This is a genomic window from Achromobacter kerstersii (assembly GCF_902859595.1).
Lineage (GTDB): Bacteria > Pseudomonadota > Gammaproteobacteria > Burkholderiales > Burkholderiaceae_B > Achromobacter > Achromobacter kerstersii.
This window is the reverse complement of the sequence record NZ_CADIJQ010000001.1, coordinates 295,724-315,971: the sequence shown is the minus strand read 5'-3', so window position 1 is coordinate 315,971 and position 20,248 is coordinate 295,724. Positions and strand designations below refer to the sequence as shown.

The 20,248-nt window shown below is 60.5% G+C and carries 15 protein-coding genes; 6 read left to right on the top strand and 9 right to left on the bottom strand.

Features of this window, described 5'->3' with window-relative positions:
- Positions 1 to 34: 34 nt before the first annotated feature.
- From HV765_RS01455 to HV765_RS01445, 3 genes are all read right to left on the bottom strand, one after another.
- Positions 35 to 1,306, bottom strand: coding sequence for a TRAP transporter large permease (locus HV765_RS01455; RefSeq protein WP_175168525.1), 1,272 nt, complete (start codon positions 1,304 to 1,306; stop codon positions 35 to 37).
- Entirely contained in the window at positions 1,303 to 1,893 is a 591-nt protein-coding gene (locus HV765_RS01450; RefSeq protein WP_054428010.1) for a TRAP transporter small permease, read from the bottom strand. Before HV765_RS01450 ends, HV765_RS01455 begins: the two co-directional genes overlap by 4 nt.
- Positions 1,894 to 2,017: 124 nt before the next feature.
- Positions 2,018 to 2,953, bottom strand: a complete 936-nt coding sequence (locus HV765_RS01445; RefSeq protein WP_175168524.1) for a 3-hydroxyacyl-CoA dehydrogenase family protein — start codon at positions 2,951 to 2,953, stop codon at positions 2,018 to 2,020.
- 143 nt (positions 2,954 to 3,096) lie between these two features.
- Between HV765_RS01445 and HV765_RS01440 the strand changes: the two genes are divergently transcribed.
- Positions 3,097 to 3,990 (top strand): LysR family transcriptional regulator, encoded by an 894-nt coding sequence (locus HV765_RS01440; protein ID WP_175168523.1) that lies wholly within the window; start codon positions 3,097 to 3,099, stop codon positions 3,988 to 3,990.
- A 70-nt stretch (positions 3,991 to 4,060) separates the two neighbouring features.
- Here the strand turns inward: HV765_RS01440 and HV765_RS01435 are convergent, their stop codons facing one another.
- Both HV765_RS01435 and HV765_RS01430 read right to left on the bottom strand, forming a co-directional pair.
- On the bottom strand, positions 4,061 to 5,491 hold the full coding sequence (locus tag HV765_RS01435; protein ID WP_175168522.1) for an MltF family protein: 1,431 nt from the start codon (positions 5,489 to 5,491) through the stop codon (positions 4,061 to 4,063).
- 299 nt (positions 5,492 to 5,790) lie between these two features.
- Complete coding sequence (locus HV765_RS01430; protein WP_254600397.1) at positions 5,791 to 7,350, bottom strand: sensor domain-containing diguanylate cyclase; 1,560 nt, start codon at positions 7,348 to 7,350, stop codon at positions 5,791 to 5,793.
- A gap of 420 nt (positions 7,351 to 7,770) precedes the next feature.
- Between HV765_RS01430 and HV765_RS01425 the strand changes: the two genes are divergently transcribed.
- The gene (locus tag HV765_RS01425; protein WP_054428017.1) at positions 7,771 to 8,163 is read left to right on the top strand and encodes a PRC-barrel domain-containing protein; all 393 of its coding nucleotides are present in this window, start codon (positions 7,771 to 7,773) and stop codon (positions 8,161 to 8,163) included.
- Between the two features lie 13 nt (positions 8,164 to 8,176).
- Here the strand turns inward: HV765_RS01425 and HV765_RS01420 are convergent, their stop codons facing one another.
- The 3 genes from HV765_RS01420 to HV765_RS01410 form a co-directional block, all read right to left on the bottom strand.
- Positions 8,177 to 11,230: an efflux RND transporter permease subunit gene (locus HV765_RS01420; RefSeq protein WP_175168520.1), complete on the bottom strand. Its 3,054-nt coding sequence runs from the start codon at positions 11,228 to 11,230 to the stop codon at positions 8,177 to 8,179.
- Positions 11,227 to 12,336 (bottom strand): efflux RND transporter periplasmic adaptor subunit, encoded by a 1,110-nt coding sequence (locus HV765_RS01415; RefSeq protein ID WP_175168519.1) that lies wholly within the window; start codon positions 12,334 to 12,336, stop codon positions 11,227 to 11,229. Before HV765_RS01415 ends, HV765_RS01420 begins: the two co-directional genes overlap by 4 nt.
- Before the next feature lie 81 nt (positions 12,337 to 12,417).
- Positions 12,418 to 13,035: a TetR/AcrR family transcriptional regulator gene (locus HV765_RS01410; protein WP_175168518.1), complete on the bottom strand. Its 618-nt coding sequence runs from the start codon at positions 13,033 to 13,035 to the stop codon at positions 12,418 to 12,420.
- 97 nt (positions 13,036 to 13,132) lie between these two features.
- Between HV765_RS01410 and HV765_RS01405 the strand changes: the two genes are divergently transcribed.
- The 3 genes from HV765_RS01405 to HV765_RS01395 all read left to right on the top strand — a co-directional run bounded on the left by HV765_RS01405 (position 13,133) and on the right by HV765_RS01395 (position 17,748).
- The gene (locus tag HV765_RS01405; protein WP_175168517.1) at positions 13,133 to 14,587 is read left to right on the top strand and encodes an efflux transporter outer membrane subunit; all 1,455 of its coding nucleotides are present in this window, start codon (positions 13,133 to 13,135) and stop codon (positions 14,585 to 14,587) included.
- Between the two features lie 101 nt (positions 14,588 to 14,688).
- Positions 14,689 to 15,759: an NAD(P)/FAD-dependent oxidoreductase gene (locus HV765_RS01400; RefSeq protein ID WP_175168516.1), complete on the top strand. Its 1,071-nt coding sequence runs from the start codon at positions 14,689 to 14,691 to the stop codon at positions 15,757 to 15,759.
- A gap of 327 nt (positions 15,760 to 16,086) precedes the next feature.
- Entirely contained in the window at positions 16,087 to 17,748 is a 1,662-nt protein-coding gene (locus tag HV765_RS01395; protein WP_175168515.1) for an arylsulfatase, read from the top strand.
- Between the two features lie 209 nt (positions 17,749 to 17,957).
- Here the strand turns inward: HV765_RS01395 and HV765_RS01390 are convergent, their stop codons facing one another.
- The gene (locus HV765_RS01390) at positions 17,958 to 18,248 is read right to left on the bottom strand and encodes a hypothetical protein (RefSeq protein ID WP_054428022.1); all 291 of its coding nucleotides are present in this window, start codon (positions 18,246 to 18,248) and stop codon (positions 17,958 to 17,960) included.
- Between the two features lie 262 nt (positions 18,249 to 18,510).
- Between HV765_RS01390 and HV765_RS01385 the strand changes: the two genes are divergently transcribed.
- Positions 18,511 to 20,130 (top strand): methyl-accepting chemotaxis protein, encoded by a 1,620-nt coding sequence (locus tag HV765_RS01385; protein ID WP_175168514.1) that lies wholly within the window; start codon positions 18,511 to 18,513, stop codon positions 20,128 to 20,130.
- Positions 20,131 to 20,248: the final 118 nt, after the last annotated feature.

The window sequence follows — 20,248 nt, the reverse complement described above, 5'->3', positions numbered from 1 at the left end:
TAGTTCGCACCGGGCGGCGGCCCGGTGCTGCTGCCTACAGAAACGCGGTACTGAGGATGGGCACGTACGAAATGATCATGATGTCCACGACCAACACCGCCAGGAAGAGGACCAGGTAGCGGGCCAACTGATGCATCTTCAGCTGGGCAACCTCGCACACCACGAACAGATTCACGCCCACTGGCGGCGTCACCATTCCGACTGCCAGGTTGGTGATCACGATCATGCCGAAATGGATCGGGTCGATGCCGAAGGCCACGCTGATGGGCGCCAGGATCGGCACAATGATCAGGATTGCCGCCAGCGCTTCGATGAACATGCCAACGACGAACAACATGATGTTCACCAGCAGCAGGAAAACGATGGGGTTGGTGGTCATCGAACCCAGCATGGCGGCAACGCGCTGCGGCACCTGGTTGATGGTCAGCAGGTAGGCAAACACCGCGGCAAAAGCGACGATCAGCAAGATGATCGCGGACATCACCGCGGCCCGGCCGAAGATGGTGGGCAAATTCTTGAGGGTGATTTCCTTGTAGACGAACATCCCCAGCGCCAGGCCGTAGAGCACCGCAACGCAGGATGCCTCGGTAGGCGTGAACAAGCCGCCATAGATGCCGCCGAGAATAATGACGGGCATCATCAGCGCCAACATCGCGTCCCGCAAGGCCGTCAGCACGCCAGTTGTCCAGTCCTTCAGGCTCATCACACGCACGGCGTCAAAGCCTTTGATGCTGGCGATCACGCAAACCGTCAGGATCAGCGACAAGGCAATCAAGAGCCCCGGCAGAATGCCCGCGATGAACAGCGCACCGACCGACACATTGGCCGTCAGCGCATAGACGACCATGGGAATGGAAGGCGGGATGATGGCCCCCAGTTCCCCGGACGACGCCGCAATCGATGCGGCGAAGGCTCGTGGATAGCCCTTTTTCTCCATTTCGGGGATCAGCACCGAGCCAATTGCCGCAGTGGTTGCGGACGACGACCCGGACACGGTGGCAAACAGCAAGGACGTGAGCACGGCGACGGCGCCCAAGCCGCCTCGAATCCAGCCGACGAACGCATTGGCCAACTGAACCAGCCTTCGCGCCACGCCGCCCGACTGCATGAGATGGCCCGCAAGAATGAAGAATGGCACGGCCATCAGGCTGAATGAATCCAGCGCCTGGAAGGCCATCTGCACCACCATCAGTAGCGACCGGTCACCCGATTGCAATGCCATCGCCGCGGACAGCCCCAGCGCGGTCATGATCGGCGCGCCGATCAGCATGATCAGAAAAAACGACAAGCCAAGCACGAGAATCATATTGCCCCCTCGACACTGTTCTTGATTTCCATGGCCTCTTCCATTTCCGCTGATTCACGTTGTGGCGATTCCACGTTCAGCAGCTCTTTGGCTGCATTGGTCAGCGTGTTCGCACACATGAGCAGGCAGCCGATCGCCATACATGCATAGACATAGGCCATGGGCATTTCCATCGCGGGCGACCATTGCTTCATGCCCAGTTCAATCAGCCGTGTGGATTTCCATACCAGCAGCACCGCCAGCGCCAGGGTCAGCAGATGGGACACAAACCGCAGCCAGCGGGCAAGCCGCTCGGGGACCAGGCTGGCAAAGACGTCGACCCCGATCAGGCGCAGGTGGTAGGCGGCCACCGCGCCGCCAATGAAGACGCTTCCGACCATCAGGAAGCGCGCAAGCTCTTCGGCCCATGGCGTGGACACCGAGATGCCGGTGTAGGTGTAAAGCAGCCGGGCTAAAACAGAAATGGAAACGGCAACGATCATGCCGAAGAGAAAAAGCCCGGCGACTTTTTCTGCGGCGTTGTTGATGGACTCCATGGTTCGTTGCACCGCCCGGAACGTGCTGTGGGATGCAGAGTGTTCGTTCATCGTGCCTCCCCGTGTTGCTTGTCTTGTCTCATCACCTCTCCCCTTTGTTTTTGGCAGGGAACTGCATTGCAGATTTTTATTGTTGGCGTCGTTTATGAATGCCGCGCTTGCTGGATATGGGGTGTCAGTGGGCCACCTCTTCATCCGCCAGAATTCGCGCGGCTTTCAGCAGTGCCGTCTCGTAACGTCTCTGTTCGACCGCCACTTGCTCGGGCGTCCATTGGTAGAAGCCGCGCAACGAGGGCGATTTCACGCCGATGTCGCCGTTGGCGACCAGTTTGCGCATGTAGGCGCTGGGCTCCTGGTCGGTACGCAAGTACGGATACATCGTCGTCGCCGCCGCGCAGTGGATGTCGATACCCGCCAGATCTTTTTGCAGCAGCGGGCCGGCCGCGATGTACCGAAAGCCGAACCCATAGCGCACGGCGGCGTCTACGTCTTGCGCCGAGGCGAAGCCCTCTTCGACCAGGGCGATTGCCTCGCGCATCAGCGCATGCTGAATGCGGTTGGCCAGAAACCCCGGGATATCGCGCTTGACGCGGATCGGCTTTTTGCCGACCGCCAGCATGATGGCGCTGACATCATCGGCGGTCGACGCATCGGACGCCTCGCTGCAAACCACCTCCACCGCCGGCACAAGATGGGCGGGCATGAAAAAGTGCAGCCCGAGCATCCGGCTCTGGGTCGCCAGGCCTTTCGCGATCTGGCTGATGGGAAAGCTTGATGAATTGCTGGTCAAGGGAATCGGGGCTGGGCACAGCGTTTCAAGTTCGGCAAAGACTGCCTGCTTGAGTGCGAGATCCTCGAATACGCATTCAATGACGATATCGACATCGGCCCAGTCCACATGGATCAGCGCACTATGAATGGATGGCGGTGATTGACGCCCATCGGCGCCAAGCGCCTGCGCGGCAGCATCCACTTTTCCGGGCAAGGCAAGCCGCGCCGCCGCATCCGACTCGACAACATGGACGCGCCACCCCGCCACATTGAACATGGCGGCCACCGCGCAACCCATGGTTCCACCGCCCACCACCACCACTTTGTTGATGCTGCTCATCGCTTGTTCCTGGTTAGGTGCCTGGTCAACTGCTGCACCACAATTTACAGAGGCGGTAGCGATTGGTAAAATTCAAAGAAACGAATAGAGTTTTCAAAAATATCAATAGTTCGTCAGTTGGCGTACCAACACGGAGACCGGTAATGCTGGGTGATCTCAAGCAGTTGCGCGCCTTCCTCGCGATCGCCCGCCTGGGAAACTTCACCCGGGCCGCCTACGAACTGCACATCTCCCAGTCGGCGCTCACCATCCAGATCCAGCAGCTTGAAAAGCACTTGCGCACGGAACTGTTCGACCGCAATCGCAGAAGCGTGACGCTGACGCCGCATGGCCAGGAACTGTTCCCGCGAATCGAACGCTTAGTCGCTGAAATTGAAGACCTGGTCACCCATGCCCGAGAGGCAACCGATCCCGACCGTGGCACCGTGACGGTGGCGGCCCTGCCGTCGGTGGCTGCGGGCCTATTGCCCCGTGCGATTCATCGGCTGAATCGCGACTATCCCCGCATTACCCTCCGTATCCGAGACACCGTGGCCGCTCGCCTGACCTATATGATCCGCAACGGCGAGGTCGATTTTGGTGTTGGCAGCCCGGTTAAACGCGATCCGGAGCTGGTCTGGGAGAAGTTGATGACCGACCGCTTCTGCGCCTTTGTGGCGCCGGATTACCCGTGGACGAAGCGGAACTCAGTGAAATTCAAAGACCTGGCCGGCCCGCCGCTTATTCTGCCGGTCAGGGAAAGCAGCATCCGCATGCACATTGAGGCCGCGGCCGACAAGAACAAGATTTCGCTGCCCGCGGCATACGAGGCCGTCTATAACTCGACCATCACGGCGATGGCGGCGCAGGGGCTCGGGGTGGCCATCCTTTCAGAGCTGGTGGTGCGAGGAGACGACACCACGCGCCTGCGGCGCATTGCGATCGAAGATCCTCCGCTATATCGATACATCGGCATCTTGCGGCGGGCGGGCCGCTCGCTGTCCAGACCGGCCGAGTTGCTCATCGGCGCGTTGCGGGAAGCGGCAAGTGCGGACTGATTCGCCAAATTGAATATCGCGTATCAAGGGCGACTTGCTGTCGTGCTGTCGCAGAGCGCAGTCAGACTCCTTAATTCGCAGCGCCCTGCGCCCGCACGAGCGAATAGGCGATGTAGTACTTGTAGATGTTGCTGACATACTGAACGGTTTCCCGGCCGATGCGCTGGGCGGCGACGCGTTCCACGTTGTCGAACCACACGTTCGGGTCCAGTCCTTTTTCGGCAGCTTCCTTGCGCAGCTGACTGATCCGGCCGGGGCCGGCGTTATAGGCAGCAAACGCGAACAGGCCCTTGTTCAGTTCCGTCATGGGCTCTTTGGCGTAGTACTGGTCAATCATGAAACGGATGTATTTCACGCCGCCGTGAATGTTCTCTTCTTCGCGGCGGATGTCTCCCACGTCCAGGTCTTTGCCCGTGGCGGGCATGATCTGCATGACACCCACCGCGCCCACCGAACTCTTGGCCTGTTGATCCAGCCGCGACTCCTGATAGCCCTGCGCCATCATCAACAGCCAGTCAATGCTGTACTGATCGCTGTACTTGCGGAAGAACTCTGCCAACCGGTGGAATTTATCGATTTCCTTCGGGTCCGTCGCGCCCTCCACCCACTGAACGGACTTCAAGTACTTGGTCAGTTGCTGGTTGCCGAATGACGTGCCAACGCGGTTCTTCTCCATGAAGGGATTCAGCGTGGCGGCCAGCTTGGGCGAACCCTTCCGGAAGGCGAACGCGATGTCATTGCCCGTAGCCACTTCCAGGTTTTCATACACCCGTATCTGCGGAAAGATCTGCTTCCAGAAATTCGCCAGATAGCGGTCCGACACGGTGTACTTCACCAAGTCAGCACTGACCATTTCCAGAATGTCGTCGGTTTCGAACACGCCAGGCGCATCGCGGACGATGGCGGGCTTCAAGCCCCTGGCTTCCAAATCCGTGTTCAGCTTTTTGACGCTGCCGTAATAGCTGCTGGCGGGGTTAATGAAGAGTTCCTGCCCGGCAAGGTCGTCCAGCGATGTCAACGCCGGCGCACCGGGCGCAGCGACGATGATTTCGGGCACGCCCTTTGCCAGGGGCGTACTGAAGTCCACTTGCTTCTGACGTTCTTCAGTCACCGTTAGATTGGCGGCGATGATGTCGCCTTTTCCTGCCAGCAAATCCGGGATCAGACGTTCTCGGGACGTGGGCAGAAAGACGACGTGAACCCGGACGTTCTTGTTCTTCAGTTGTCGGTTCAAGTCGTTATCGAACGCCGTCATCATTTCAGCAATGATGCCGCGCTGGGTGCCGCCCTGGTCCAGAAAATAAAGGGTTCTGTTGTAGGGCACCAGCACGCGGATCTGCCGGCGCTGAATCATCCCGTCCAGGTCGCCCGTCCAAGGCTTGATGTTATAGGCCAGCGTCAGGGGATCGGTCTTGGATGGCGGATCGGCCGCGTGGGACACGCCTGCGGATACGAAAGGCAAACATGCGGACAGCGCCAGCGCAATTAGACGGAACGACATGGCGCCTCCGAAGCGTGGGAACGATGAAGCTATCTCGTCAAGCAAACCCACTGAATAGCAGTGTCAGACTGCAATTTGGAATTGCCCGCCGCATAGCGTGTCAGACTGCAATTTCAAAATGATATTGCAGTCTGACTCCGCGATTCACATTTATTGTGGCGACCTCGCTGAAGCATCCTGCAAGCGCACGCCGTCACGGTGGGCGCGGCTTAGGGCTTTCACCATGAATGCGTGGGAGCAACGTTGTCCGGTCTTCGAAAAGCCGCCCTTGCCCCAAAACCAGGCCCCGCCGGGTCGTGCTATCGATAAGACACCGATTCAATCCGATTGCGTCCCCGTTGCTTGGCGTAATACAGCGCGCGGTCACTGCGGCTGAGCGCCAGCTCTGCATCCTCGTCCTTCGTATGCAGCGCGGAAATGCCGATGCTGACCGTCAGCGGTATGTGCCGCCCGCCCGATGAGTACGGCGTATCGGCGATCTGGCGCTGCACGTTTCGGGCGAACAGGTGTGCGTGTTCGATGTCGGTATCGGGCAGCACAACGGCGAACTCCTCGCCGCCGATGCGCCCCACCAGATCGGTGTCGCGCAACTGGGCGCGCAGCATATTCGCAAAATGCTGGAGCACCCCATCGCCGATGGCGTGGCCCCAGGTGTCGTTGATGTGCTTGAAGTGGTCCAGGTCGCACATCAGCACCGCCGACCCCAGGCCGCCGTGGCCCTTGATACGCGTGAGTTCTGCGGCGATGCGCGACATGAAATGGCGCCGGTTGGGCAAGGTCGTCAGCGCGTCCGTGGCGGCGAGCTCGCGCAGTTCGAGTTCAGCGCGCTTGCGGTCGGTGATATCCGTGACGAATCCGTGCCACACCACGCCACTGTCGGCATCCCGCCGCGGGCTGGCGTCGCCCTGCCGCCACCGCACGCCCTGCTCCGGCAGGCAAACGCGGAACTCCATGTGCCAGGGCGTTAGCGCAGCGGCTGCTTTCTGCAACGACGCGCGATAGGCGGCCAGGTCATCGGGGTGGATGCGCTGTTCGATCGCGGTGGTGCTGGCGCGCACATCGTCGGCGGTGAGTTCGAACATGTCCCAGATGCCAGCGCTGACATACGAAAACAACGAGCCGCCCTCGGGCACCGGCCGGCACTGGAAGACCAGGCCAGGTACGGCGTCGGTGAGGTTGACGACAAGGTCGGCCGTCTGTTTAAGCCGCTCCGACATGGCGCGCACCGCGCTGATGTCGGTGGTGGTGCCCATCATCCGCAGCGCCTTGCCCGCGTTGTCCCGGCTGATCACCTTGCCGCGGCTGCAAATCCACTTGTAGCTGCCGTCTTTGCAACGGATGCGGTGCTCAACTTCGTAGCTGTCGGTCTTGCCGTCGAAATGGTCCTGCATGACCGCGCGCACGTAGTTCAGGTCGTCAGGGTGCAGGCGGGTGTAGGCGTCTTCGATGCGCGTCGTCAGCTCCGATTCAGAATAGCCAAGCAAGGCCTTCCAGCCAGGTGAATAGGTGATTTCACCGGTCACCACATTGCGATCCCAGACGCCCGTGCCACTGCCCGCGATGGCCAGCGACAGCTTTCGGGCCTCTTCGCGCCAGGGGTCTTCGCCCTCGCGCTCGCCCGACAGCGCATGGCGCTGTTCGATCGCCGTGGCCGCCAAGCCAGCCAGGTCTTTCAAGGCCTGGCTGTCTTCATCCGTGACGTCGCGCGCTTGCCCGTGCAGCAGCCGCAAACCGCCAAGCAGGCGCCCATCGGCGGCGCGCACCGGGCATTCGATGGACCAGGGTTGGGAGTCCGCGGGCGGCGTGCCGTCCACCGCCTGCCATGCAGCATCTGCATCGGTGCACGCAAGGATGGCCATGTCCACACTAAACAGCCGCCGGGCCAAGCGCGCCAACCGGGCTAGCGAGCCGTCAGGTTCACATTGCGCGCCGTCCGCGCGATCGCCAGGGGGTGGGGTTACATACGGATCACCGGTAACGGGCATTTCAGGGCCTGATCAATACGGCATTCACCGGTACCGCCGGGTTGCACGTGCCTTGCATTTTGTCACGATCCGCACGGAAACAGCATCGTTTTGGAAGGTGTGGCCGCCACGCCGCACTTACGAGCGGAATGCGCTGCCCTTAGGCATAAGGCTTGCTGAGCAGAGCCACAGCCACGGCCCCCGCTGGGGAACCCCCTCTGGCCCACTCTGCAGTCATCGTCCTTCCGTTACGCGGAGGACGACTGCCGCGCGCAATACAAAGTGCCGAAGGCAACATTCCAAAGGAGATCCGCGATGAGCGAAAAAACTGCATTGTTAGGCTTGGCCGTCCTGCTGGGCGTCTTTTCAAACGTGCCGGCCGCTTTGGCGCAGGGCGCGCCGCAGTCGGTAACCGAAGTCCGCGTGGATGTTGCGAAGGTGGACGCGGGATACCGCGCATCGAAGATGAGCGGCTCCACCGTCTACAACAGCAAGAAGGAAAAGATCGGCACCGTCGATGACCTGATCCTGGGGCCTCCGGATTGGGTGCCGTACGCCGTCCTGTCGGTCGGCGGCATACTCGGCGTGGGTAATCACCTTGTGACGGTGCCCTTGGCACAAATGCAGGTTGCCGACGATCAGTTGGTGCTGCCGGAGGCAACCAAGGACACGCTGAAGGCGCTGCCCGAGTTCAAGTACATGAAATAGGGCCAGCGGGCGGCTAGCGTTGGATCTTGAACCAGATGGAGTACATGGCTGGCAGGAATACCAACGTCAGAACGGTTCCCGCCAGCGTGCCGCCAATCAGCGTGTAAGCCAGCGTTCCCCAGAAGACGGAATGGGTCAGCGGAATAAAAGCCAGAATAGCCGCCAGCGCCGTCAAGACAACCGGGCGCGCTCGCTGCACCGTTGCTTCGACGACCGCATGGAACGGGTCCAGGCCCTCTTGCTCGTTGTGGTGGATCTGTCCAATCAGGATCAAGGTGTTGCGCATCAGAATGCCTGACAGAGCCACCAAGCCGACCAGCGCGTTGATGCCGAAGGGCTGCTGGAAGAGAATCAACGTTGGCACCACGCCAATCAAGCCAAGCGGGCTGGTCAGAAACACCATGACCATTGCCGAGATCGACCGCACCTGAAAGATGATGATGATCAGGGTGATCGCAAGCATGATGGGAAATAGCGGCAGCATGGCTTTGGTCGCTTTGCCTGACTCTTCAATCGACCCGGCCTGATCAATGCGGTAGCCGCTTGGCAGTTTGTCCATGATGGGCTGTAGCTGCTGGGTGATGGCGGCGGACACATCCGGCGGTTGCAGGCCATCGGCAATATCGCCGCGCACGGTGATCGTAGGCGTGCGATCGCGGCGTCGCATGATCGGTTCTTCCATGCGCACATCCACCACGCCCACTTGCGACAGCGGGATGCGCTGCCCATTGGCGCCCGCCAAGGTGAAGTCCGCAATCTTGGCCGGGTCAAGCCGGATGCCGCCGGCAGCGCGAGCCACCACCTGCACCGAGCGGATGTCCTCACGAACCGCGGTGACCGTCACCCCGCTTAGCAAGAATTGCAGCTGCTGCGCCACCGCGCTGGACGTCAGGCCCAACGCCTGCAAACGGTCTTGCTGCAAGGTGAAGTGCATGGTTGGGGTGCGCGTGCCCCAATCAGCGTTCACGGTACGCATCATCGGGCTGGCCGCCAACACCTGCTGCACGTCAGCCGCAATGCCACGCAGCGTATTGACGTCATGACCGGTAACCCGATAGGCCACCGGGAATGGCGAATATGGACCGAATACGAGTTGAGTGACACGCACTCGGGCCTCGGATGCGAGCCCCCCCGCTATGGCCTGGCGCAAGCGCATCTTCAATGCGTCCCGCGCGTCTTGGTTATCTGTACGGATCACGATCTTGGCGAACGAGGGATCCGGCAGCTCCGGCCCCATGGCCAGATAGAAACGCGGCGCCCCCTGGCCGACGTAGGCCGTGACGATTTTCGATTCTTCCTGTTGGGCCAGCCACGCTTCCACCTTGGCGGTCGCGGCACTGGTCTGAGCGATGGATGTGCCATAGGGCATCTGCACTTCGACCAGCACTTCGGGGCGGTCAGAAATCGGGAAGAACTGCTTCTTCACCACGCCCATGCCAAGCACCGATAAAACGAAAAGGCCAACCACCGCCCCGGCGACCAGCCACTTGCGGGCGATGACGCGCGCAAGCACCCGACGAAAGCGGTTGTATCGCGGCGTGTTGTAGAGCGCATCGTGACCGCCCTGCACTTTTTTCATCTCGGGCAGCAGCTTGACCCCCAAGTACGGCGTGAACACCACCGCGACCACCCAGGATGCGATCAGCGCAATGCCGACGATCCAGAACATATTGCTGGTGTATTCCCCGGCGGTAGACGGCGCAAAACCATTGGGCATGAAGCCCACGGCAGTGACCAGCGTGCCAGACAGCATGGGCGCCGCGGTATGGCTCCACGCATAGGCCGAGGCCGCCAGACGGCTGAAGCCCTCTTCCATTTTCACGACCATCATTTCAATGGCGATGATGGCGTCGTCCACGAGCAACCCAAGCGCCAGGATCAGTGAGCCCAACGTAATGCGGTCAAAATTCTTGCCCGTTGCCGCCATCACAATGAAGACGACCGCCAGCGTCAGCGGCACGGCGGCCGCGACGACGATCCCGACGCGCCACCCCATGCTGACAAAGCACACCAGCATCACCACGAGCAGCGCGGCGAAGAACTTGATCATGAATTCGTCGACCGCCGAACTGATGTTCACGGCTTGGTCTGTCACCTTCGAGAGGCTCATTCCCAACGGCATTTCGGCATTGATGGCGCCTACCTCGCGGTCAAGCGCCTTGCCCAGATCTAATCCGTTCCAACCGTCGCGCATGACAATGCCCAACAGCAAGGCGGGTTCACCGCCGTTGCGAATCATGAACGTCGACGGGTCTTCATATCCGCGTTCGACGTTAGCGATATCCGACAGTTTCAGCGTGCGGCCATTGGCCATCACCGGCGTATCGCGGATCTTCTGCAGCTCGTCGAAGGCGCCATCAAGCCGAATGAATATCTGCGGGCCTTTGGTTTCCACCGAGCCCGCGGGCGTCAAGGCATTCTGGCTATTGAGCGCAGCAAACACATCTTGCGGACTGAGGCCCAGCGTGGCCAGCCGCTCATGCGAGAACTCGACATAGATGCGTTCGGCCTGCTCGCCAATGATGTTGACTTTCTTCACACCGGCCACGTGCAGCAGCCGCTGGCGCATCGTCTCGGCCTCGCGTACCAACATGCGTTGCGGCTCGCCCTTGGCCTTGAGCGCAAACAGCGCAAACGTGACGTCGGCATATTCATCGTTGACCATGGGGCCGATCACGCCTGGGGGTAGGCTGGCGGCCTCGTCCCCTACCTTCTTGCGGGCCTGATAGAACTGCTCCGGCACTTCCGATGGCGGCGTGCTGTCAAGCAGGGTTAGCGTCGTGAACGCCAGCCCAGGTCGGGTATAGGTTTCGGTGCGCTCATACCAGCGCAATTCCTGCATGCGCTTTTCGATCTTCTCGGCGACTTGATCCTGCATTTCTTGCGCGGTGGCGCCCGGCCAGGCCGTGACGATGGTCATCACCTTGACCGTAAACGCAGGGTCTTCGGCACGGCCCAGCTTGAAGAAAGAAATGAGCCCCGCCAGCGAGATCAGGCAAATCAGAAACAGGGTGACAGAGCGTTCACGTACGGCGAGCGCGGATAAGTTGAAACGGCCTTCGCTCACGGACGCGCTCCCGCGGCGGCGGCAGTGGCCTGGCCCCCGACCCGCACCAATTCGCCTTCGCGCAACAGATGGGCGCCAAGCGCGACGATCTTGTCTCCCGGCTTGAGCTCCCCGGTCACCCGGGCGCTATCGTCCTCCAGCCGTTGAACCGTGACCGGCTGCCAGGTGACTTTGGCTGGCTCGCCTTTGATGACCCACACCCCCGGGCTGGCGCCCGCATCGAACAAGGAACCCATGGGCACCTGCACGGCGCTAAGCGCCGAGGAAGCGCCATTCGAGATCTGGATCGTGACGGTCGTTCCCAACGGGGCGTTGGCGAGTGCCCCTTCGAGCACATATCGGGCTTCGAACGTGCGGGTCAGGCGGTCTGCGGCGTCAGAAAGTTGCCGAAGCGTCGTCGGCGCCGTCACCCCCTCCTTGCCAAAAAGCGTCGCTTGGCCGGTGGAGCCCACTTCGGGGCGCAGGGTTTCCGGCAACTGGACAATGGCTTCGCGGCTGCCTGCATGCGCCAAGCGAACCACCACCTGCCCGGTACTGACCACCTGGCCAGGTTCAGCCAGCGTGTCGATGATGACGCCGTCCGCATCGGCCAACAGCTCCGTGTACCGCATCGCGTTGCGGGCGACTTCTGCCTGCGCCTGCGCCACTTTGAGCTGAGCGCTGGCGGAATCGGACGCGGCTTTGATCTGGTCGTAGGCCGATGCCGATATGGCGCCCGTTCCCCGCAGATCGCGATAACGAAGTTCGTCCTGTGCAGTTTGCTGCGCGCGCGCCCGCGCCGCCGTCACGGCTTCTTGCTGCGCTTGCGCGGCCAGTTTCAAGTCGACAGGGTCGATGCGCATCAGCGGCTGACCCCGTTTGACGGTTTGACCCGTGTCGACCAGCCGTTCGAGCACCTTGCCCGAAACACGAAACCCCAAATCACTTTGCACCCGGGCCGCCACGGCCCCCGTGAACGAGCGCTCCACAGCCCCCGCCCCTTGAACGACGGCTACCCGTACTAACGGCGCTTCCGTGCGCGGATCGGTTTGAGAGGTGTCACCGCACGCGGCCAGCACAAGCGGCAACGAGCAGATGGCGGTGGAAATAGAAAGGCGCCGGAGCATGGGAGTCCCATCGACGAAATGAACAGGGCTCCCATTTTGGTTCTAGTGACTATTTTAGTCAACGGTCACAACGCATTTTTCTTACGGGGACAGGCTACGAAGGATCAGGCTGGACAGTTGAGCAGGCGCTTCATCGGTGTAGTCGAAGCTGTGCTGCAAGATCAGCGGATTGAGGTACGGCCGCATGACCAGGAAGATCGCCGTCGACGTTTCGTCCAGCGGCGTTTTGCGCTCGAAATCCCCAGAGTGGCGCCCTTCCTGCAAGATGTCTTGAAGCAGCTTCCGGATGCGGTCTTCATAGGCGACGGCCGACTGCCAGTTCTCGGTGGCTGCGGACGCTGCAATCTCGTAGAGCTTGCGATCCCGGAAAAACAGCCGCAGGCTCGCCTCCACAATGGCTTTAAACATGCGGCGAAGCTTCTCGGGGGGCCGGTCGGCTTCTTCCACTGCCGCCCTGACCTCTGCCTCAATTTCGCGCAAGCAGTTGGCGCAAATCATCTCGCCAATGGCTTGCTTGGAAACGAAGAACTTATAGATGTAGGCCTTGGAAATGCCAATGGCCTTGGCAAGGTCGGATACGGTCGTTTTTTCATACCCGTACAGACTGAAATGCTCAGTGGCCGCCGTCACGATCTGATCGCGCACATCATGGTCCGCCGGGCCGCGGGCGGAAACGGGATAAGAGGTGGTCTTGTTCATGGGATGAAGCTTACCCCCCTGCTAAAAAGTCGACAACGAGTGACTGTTTAGTATTATAGTCACCTCTCTTTCGTTCCTTCTGCCTCAGAAGAAGTCCATGCTTCCTACTCGTTCGCTCGCCATTCTGACCACCGCCATCACCTTGGCGGGTTGTGCTGTCGGCCCCGACTACGTCCGGCCAGACACGTCCCTGCCTGCCGCGTACCTCGGTCAGCCTGCGGTGGACCAGCGGCACGCCGACGCCAGGGCCGACGTTGCCACTTGGTGGACGGCGTTCGGCGATCCCCAGCTGGCGCACTATGTCGAGCTGGCGTTGGATCAGAACCTGGACTTGGCGCAAGCGGCGGCCCGCGTCAGACAGGCGCGCGCGGGGCTCGGCGCGGCCAACGCCGCCCTTCTGCCCTCGGGCGGCGTCAGTGGCCAGGCTGCCAGAACCTACCAGTCAGTCGAAACGCCCCTCGGGCAAGTATTGAACTCCACGCCGGATTTTGACCGCTACGGCAATGCCTATGAGGCAAATCTCAATGCAAGCTGGGAGATCGATGTGTTCGGCGGGCTGCGCCGTGGACAAGAAGCGGCGCTGGCCGAATACCAGGCCTCGGAAGCCGCCGCCACCGCAACACGATTGGCCGTCGCCGCCCAGACCGCTGACATCTACATCAGCATCCGCGGGCTGCAAACCCGCATTGACGTGGCCCGTCGCCAGGTGCAAACGCAGGAAAAATTGCTTTCAACGATCAAGCTGCTTTACGGCAAGGGCTTGGCGGCGGAGCTTCAAGTTCAGCAAGCCGAGGGCGCTTTAGCTCAAGTTCAGGCATCCCTGCCGGTGCTTGAAGACGGGTTGAACGCGGCCATGAACGCGCTCGACGTAATACTTGGAGCGGTACCCGGCACCCATCGCACGGAGTTGGCATCCGCACCAGGCATTCCCACGCCCCCGCAAATCGGCGCCATGGGTTCGCCCGGAGATTTGCTAAGACGCCGGCCTGACCTGATCGTGGCTGAACGCAGGCTGGCCGCGTCGAATGCTCGTATCGGTATCGCCATTGCCGAGTACTACCCCAAGTTTTCTCTCAGTGGATTGATCGGCAGCGCGACGTCCCTTTCGGGCGGCAACGTGTTCACCAGTGGCGCCAGCCAATCTGCCGGCGTCATGGGCTTGCGCTGGCGTCTTTTCGACTTCGGACGCATCAACGCACAGATCGAATTGGCCAAGGGGCAAGAAGCGGAAATGCTGGCTGCCTATCGGGTCGCCGTACTGCATGCGACCGAGGACGTGGAAAACGCCCTGTCGGCGCTGGTCAAACGCGAGGACCAAGCCAGCGTGCTTGCCCGTGGGGTGGATTCTCTGACGCGAGCGCGCACGGCTTCGTTTGCGGCGTACGAGAAAGGCGTGGTGAGCCTTATTGAAGTCCTTCAAGCCGACGACAGCTTGCTTCGCGCCTCCGATAATCGCGTTCAGGCGCAGACAGGCGCGGCGCGCGCGGCAGTCGCCGCATTCAAAGCGCTGGGCGGTGGTTGGGAGCCCTCTTCCGACGCGCGGCCACTTTAACGAGTCGTCGCTGAACAGCGTCATCGAACCGTCTGGTGCTCATGTCATAAAACATCCCCGCTGTGTACCATCCACCCCTGATCCATAGAACAGAGGTTGCAGTGGGAAACGATCTGGACAAACGCGTCGTCGTCATCGGTGCTGGCATCGTGGGCGCGTCACTGGCGTATCACCTGGCTCGTAAAGGCGCGAAGGTCACCGTGGTTGAGGCGGACGGTGTCGCCTCAGGCGTAACCGGAACCTCGTTCGCATGGATCAACGCCACACACGGCGAAGCGGACCCCATCGCGCCATTGCGCGGTGCTGCCATTGCCGAATACCGTCACCTTGAAACGCAGCTGCCTGGCCTGAAAGTCCGATGGACAGGGGCTTTATCCTACCGCGCGAGCTCCACAGAAGCGTTGCCGGGATCGGGTAACCCGGCTTCGAAAAATGGGGTGTCCCGGTCGCAGATTATCGACCTGGAGCCGAACCTCAAGCATCCTCCGGAATCTGCTTCGTACGCTGCCGACGAAGGGGCGCTGGACGCGGTGCAAGCCACGCATGCGTTGATCGCAGGCGCCCAGGCGCATGGGGCCAAGGTTCTGACTCACACACGCGTTCTCGGCTTTGCACACCACGATGCGGTGACGGGAGTGAACACCTCCAACGGCATCATCGAGGCCGATATCGTCGTACTGGCAGCCGGGACAGGCATCACGAAGCTGACCGGGATGCTTGAAGTGCCGCTTCCGATAGAAGCGTCTCCTGCGATTTTCATTCGCTATCAGTCACCCGGCAACCTTGTCCAAACCTTGATCTCCAATTCGGAAATGGAAGTCAGGCAAAGTTCGGACGGCGCGTTGCTGGCAGCGGAAGATTACGTGGACGACACCGCAGAAAACCAGCCCGCAGCGATTGCGCGACGAACGGCCAAGGCGATTCAGAACGAACTCCATGGCGTTGCTGACCTTGCTCCGGAAGTGGCCTGCGTGGGGTACAGACCCATACCTGCCGATGGCGTCCCTATCATTGGTTTTTTACCCAAAATCGCCGGCGTATACGTTTGCGCCATGCACCCCGGCGTTACGCTGGCGGCAATCGTGGGCCGTCTTGCCAGCGAGGAAATCCTGGAAGGCAAGCAATCACGCGCCCTTGAACCCTGCCGGCCCCATCGATTCTTCCAAGCGTAGGGACGCAGGCGTTCGTCCAAACGCGTCGGGTCCCCTGCCAGCACTTCGTGACATCGGGCATCGCGTCACATGGCACGGCGTGGGTTCGAGGTGTAGTGCGATCACGCCGGTGCGGACGGATCAAATGGCTCGCACGCTCCGCATTCCAGCGGCATATCCCGATTGACAGCGCTTTAGAGAAGGTGAAAATAAGTCCGACTCAAGGGCGCGATAGTGCCTGCCTTTGAACTCCAGTACGTATGCCAAAGTAAACCCGTATGCCATGTGCGCCGCGCGGTTTGACGCTTCGTGCGGTCGATTAAATTATCTTTCAGCGGAGAGTTGAAGATGACGACCAAACGAGCATTTTCGTCGGGTGCTGCTGCGCTTTTTATAGCCACAGCGGTTTTCTCTACACCCTCGATAGCGCAGGAACCGCGCAAACCAAACATCATTCTGATCGTATCGGACGACACGGGCTACGGTGACCTCGGCCCCTACGGTGGCGGTGTAGGACGCGGAATGCCAACTCCTAATATCGACCGGCTTGCCAAAGAGGGGATGACCTTCTTCTCGTTCTATGCGCAGCCCAGTTGCACGCCCGGGCGCGCTGCCATGCAAACCGGTCGCATCCCAAATCGCAGCGGCATGACGACGGTCGCGTTCCAAGGGCAAGGCGGAGGCTTGCCTAAGGAGGAATGGACATTGGCGTCAGTGCTGAAGACGGGCGGCTACAAGACCTTCTTCAGCGGAAAATGGCACCTGGGCGAAGCGGACTACTCGTTGCCAAACGCCCAAGGCTACGACGAGATGAAATACGCCGGCTTATACCATCTCAATGCCTATACCTATGCGGATCCAACTTGGTTCCCGGATATGGACCCTGAACTCCGCGCGATGTTCCAGAAGGTGACACGCGGCGCCCTGTCGGGCAACGCCGGTGAAACGGCGCGCGAAGAATTCAAGATCAATGGCCAGTATGTCGATACGCCTGTCGTGAACGGCAAGGAAGGCGTGGTTGGTATCCCCTTCTTCGACCGCTACGTTGAAAAGGCCTCGCTTGAGTATCTGGACCGCAACGCTAAATCCGAGCAGCCGTTCTTCATGAACATCAATTTCATGAAGGTCCACCAGCCAAATATGCCGGACCCCGACTACAAGGGTAAGTCGATGTCCAAGAGCAAGTATGCAGATTCGGTCGTAGAGCTGGATGCGCGGATCGGGCGGATCATGGACAAAGTTCGAGAGTTGGGCCTGGACAAGAACACATTGGTCTTCTACACCACCGACAACGGCGCGTGGCAGGACGTCTACCCCGATGCGGGCTACACCCCCTTCCGCGGTACCAAGGGCACCGTTCGCGAAGGTGGCAATCGCGTTCCCGCCATCGCCTGGATGCCGGGCAAGATCGCGCCCGCGTCGACGGACCACAGCATCTTGGGCGGCCTTGACTTGATGGCAACCTTCGCGTCGATGGCGGGCGTCAAACTGCCCGTTAACGATCGGGCGGAAAAGCCTATTGTGTTCGATAGCTACGACATGTCGCCGGTGCTGTTCGGCACGGGCAAATCTGAACGGAAGTCGTGGTTCTATTTCACGGAAAACGAGTTGTCTCCGGGCGCCATTCGCGTTGGCAACTACAAGGCGGTATTCAATCTTCGAGGCGACGACGGCGTGAAAACGGGTGGCCTGGCCGTTGACACCAACCTGGGCTGGAAAGGCGCTGAGTCATATGTCGCGGCCGTTCCGCAGGTATTTGACTTGTGGGCGGACCCCCAAGAGCGTTACGACATCTTCATGAGCAATGTCACGGAACGCACATGGACAATCGTCTCGATGAACGCGGCCGCCGCGGACCTGATGAAGACGTATGTGAAGTACCCCCCGCGCAAGGCCCAAAGCGAGGTCTATGACGGGCCGATCACCCTCTCGCAGTACGAGCGCTTCCAGCACATACGGGACGGTCTGGCCAAAGAAGGCTTCAGTCTGCCAATGCCGTCGGGGAACTAACGCGGCGTTTGCATTGCGTGGACCGGATCGGGCGGCCGCAGGCCATCCGATCCGCCACGCAACCGGCGAGCCCGGCCAAACCCAGCCGAGCGCTTCGCCCCCGACGACGGCATGGTTCCCCACGACGCACCTAAGCGCGTAACGCGCTCGGGGGTTATGCCGGTGCAGTGACTTCTATTGCATCCGTTATCGCACCAGCGTTCAGGCGCTCAGGCGCTCAGGAAGCGAATGACTTCGTCCCAATCGTTGGTCGACAGGTCAACGTCCTCGTAGTCGCCCGCTTCCTCGTCGTAGCGCGAAACGCAGAAGCGCTGGCTGCGGCCGGATTCGCGGTCGGCATAGTTGGCGTAGTCAACAAACACTTTCAAACCGCGCTCCGCGTTCTCGAATGAAGGAGCCGCATCGATGTAGCTCGACGCGTCGACATACCCTTCGGGTATGGTCGGCAGGGTTGTGATGTCGTAGTCGGGAAATTCGCGACGCAGTCGGTCAAGGTTCATTAGGAAAGCATGTAAAGGCTGAAGACCCGACATTTTACGTTGCTCAGGGTCAGTCGCCACGGATGTTGACCCATGCGCAGGCGCAGGCTCCCGACGACTTGGGAAATTTCACCCCTTTCAAGCGTTCCAGGATTTCGAGAAGGCTCAGGCAGCCAGGCTATCTTTCGTCCTATTGTGCAATCGCAAACTTTCATTACAAATTCGTTGCTTAATGTGTCATGAATTTTATACTCGGGTTTTCCCTTAGACGTAATACAAATTCATGCTCTCCCGCTTCACTATTGGCAATCTATCCATCGGAACCCGGCTGACGCTGGGATTTGGCGTCGTACTCGCGCTATTACTGGCGCTGACTGGCCTGTCTCAGTACGAGCTGACTCACATCGGCGGCATCAACCGGGCGATCACGCAAGAGACGTGGGCCAAAGCGAATGCCATCAACACCATTGATGTCACGACGCGCGCCAATGCGCGCACGAATCTCGAACTCATCGTCAACACGGACCCCCGCGCCGCCGAACCGTTGCTGGCCCGCATCGACACGAATCGGAAAGTCATTGATCAGGCGCTTGCCACGATGCGGCCGTTGTTCGATACCGACGACGAACGCCAGAAGTTGCGGTTGTTGGAAGAGGTGCGCGGCCGCTATGTGAAGTCATTTCAGGGAGTGGGTGCACTGCTCAAGGGTGGTGAGCGCGATGCCGCTCGCCAGCGCTTGCTGGAAGAAACCCTGCCCCTTCTGGACAGCCTGCAAGACCGCATTATCGAGATTTCCCGGATTCAATCTATCGAGATGGCGGACGCTGGCGCCGCCAGCCAGCAGGTCATCGAAGGCGCGGGCCGCATGAATCTGATGCTGTCGGGCCTGGCCGTCGTGCTGGGCGGATTTTTTGCGTGGAAGGTAAGCAAGTCGATTACCGTGCCGCTGGCTCAAGCCGTCACCGTGGCGGAAACCGTGGCGCGTGGCGACCTCGGCCAGCCCATCCACGCCAACACCCTGGATGAAACCGGCCGACTGATGCGCGCGCTGCATGACATGCAGGAGAAGCTGGCCGGCGCTGTTCGGATTATTCGCGCGGGGTCAGAAACCATTTCCAGCGCTTCGGGGCAAATCGCAGCCGGCAACACAGACTTGTCCAGCCGGACGGAAGAGCAGGCCGCGTCGCTGGAAGAAACCGCAGCATCGATGGAAGAACTGGCGTCGACGGTCAAACAAAATGCTGACAACGCGCGTCAGGCCAATCAATTGGCGGCAAGTGCTTCCGAAATCGCCCAGCGGGGCGGCGCCGTCGTGTCGGCAGTGGTGAGCACGATGGGGGATATTTCTGCCAGTTCGCGCAAGATTTCCGAGATTGTTTCGGTCATTGATGGGATTGCATTCCAAACCAACATCCTGGCGCTGAACGCCGCCGTTGAAGCGGCCAGGGCGGGCGAACAGGGCAAGGGCTTTGCGGTCGTCGCGGGCGAAGTGCGGTCGTTGGCGCAACGCAGTGCGCAGGCCGCTCGCGAGGTCAAGGTGTTGATCGAAGCGTCCGTGGGCAAAGTGGCCGAGGGTGCGGAACACGCGGAAAACGCAGGCAGCACGATGCAGGAAGTGGTTGCATCAGTGAAGCGTGTGACGGACATCATGGGTGAGATCGCTGCGGCATCCCAAGAACAGGCGAGCGGTATCGAACAAGTTAACCGCGCCGTCTCGCAGATGGACGAGGTAACCCAGCAAAACGCCGCGCTGGTTGAAGAGGCCGCCGCGGCGGCGGGTTCCATGCAGGATCAAGCCCATGCATTGGTGAAAGCGGTTGGAGTGTTCCGGTTGGGCGAGGACGCCGCACGGCGCGATGATGCGACCATGCCGCGCGAGCGAGGCGCGCTGATGTTGACCTGATCATCCGGCTCAATGGCGCTGAGGCGTGCATTCAGACTGCAATTACAGGCGTTGCATTCAGACTGCAATTCAACGGTGATATTGCAGTCTGAATGCCATAATTATTATCTCTCCCCTT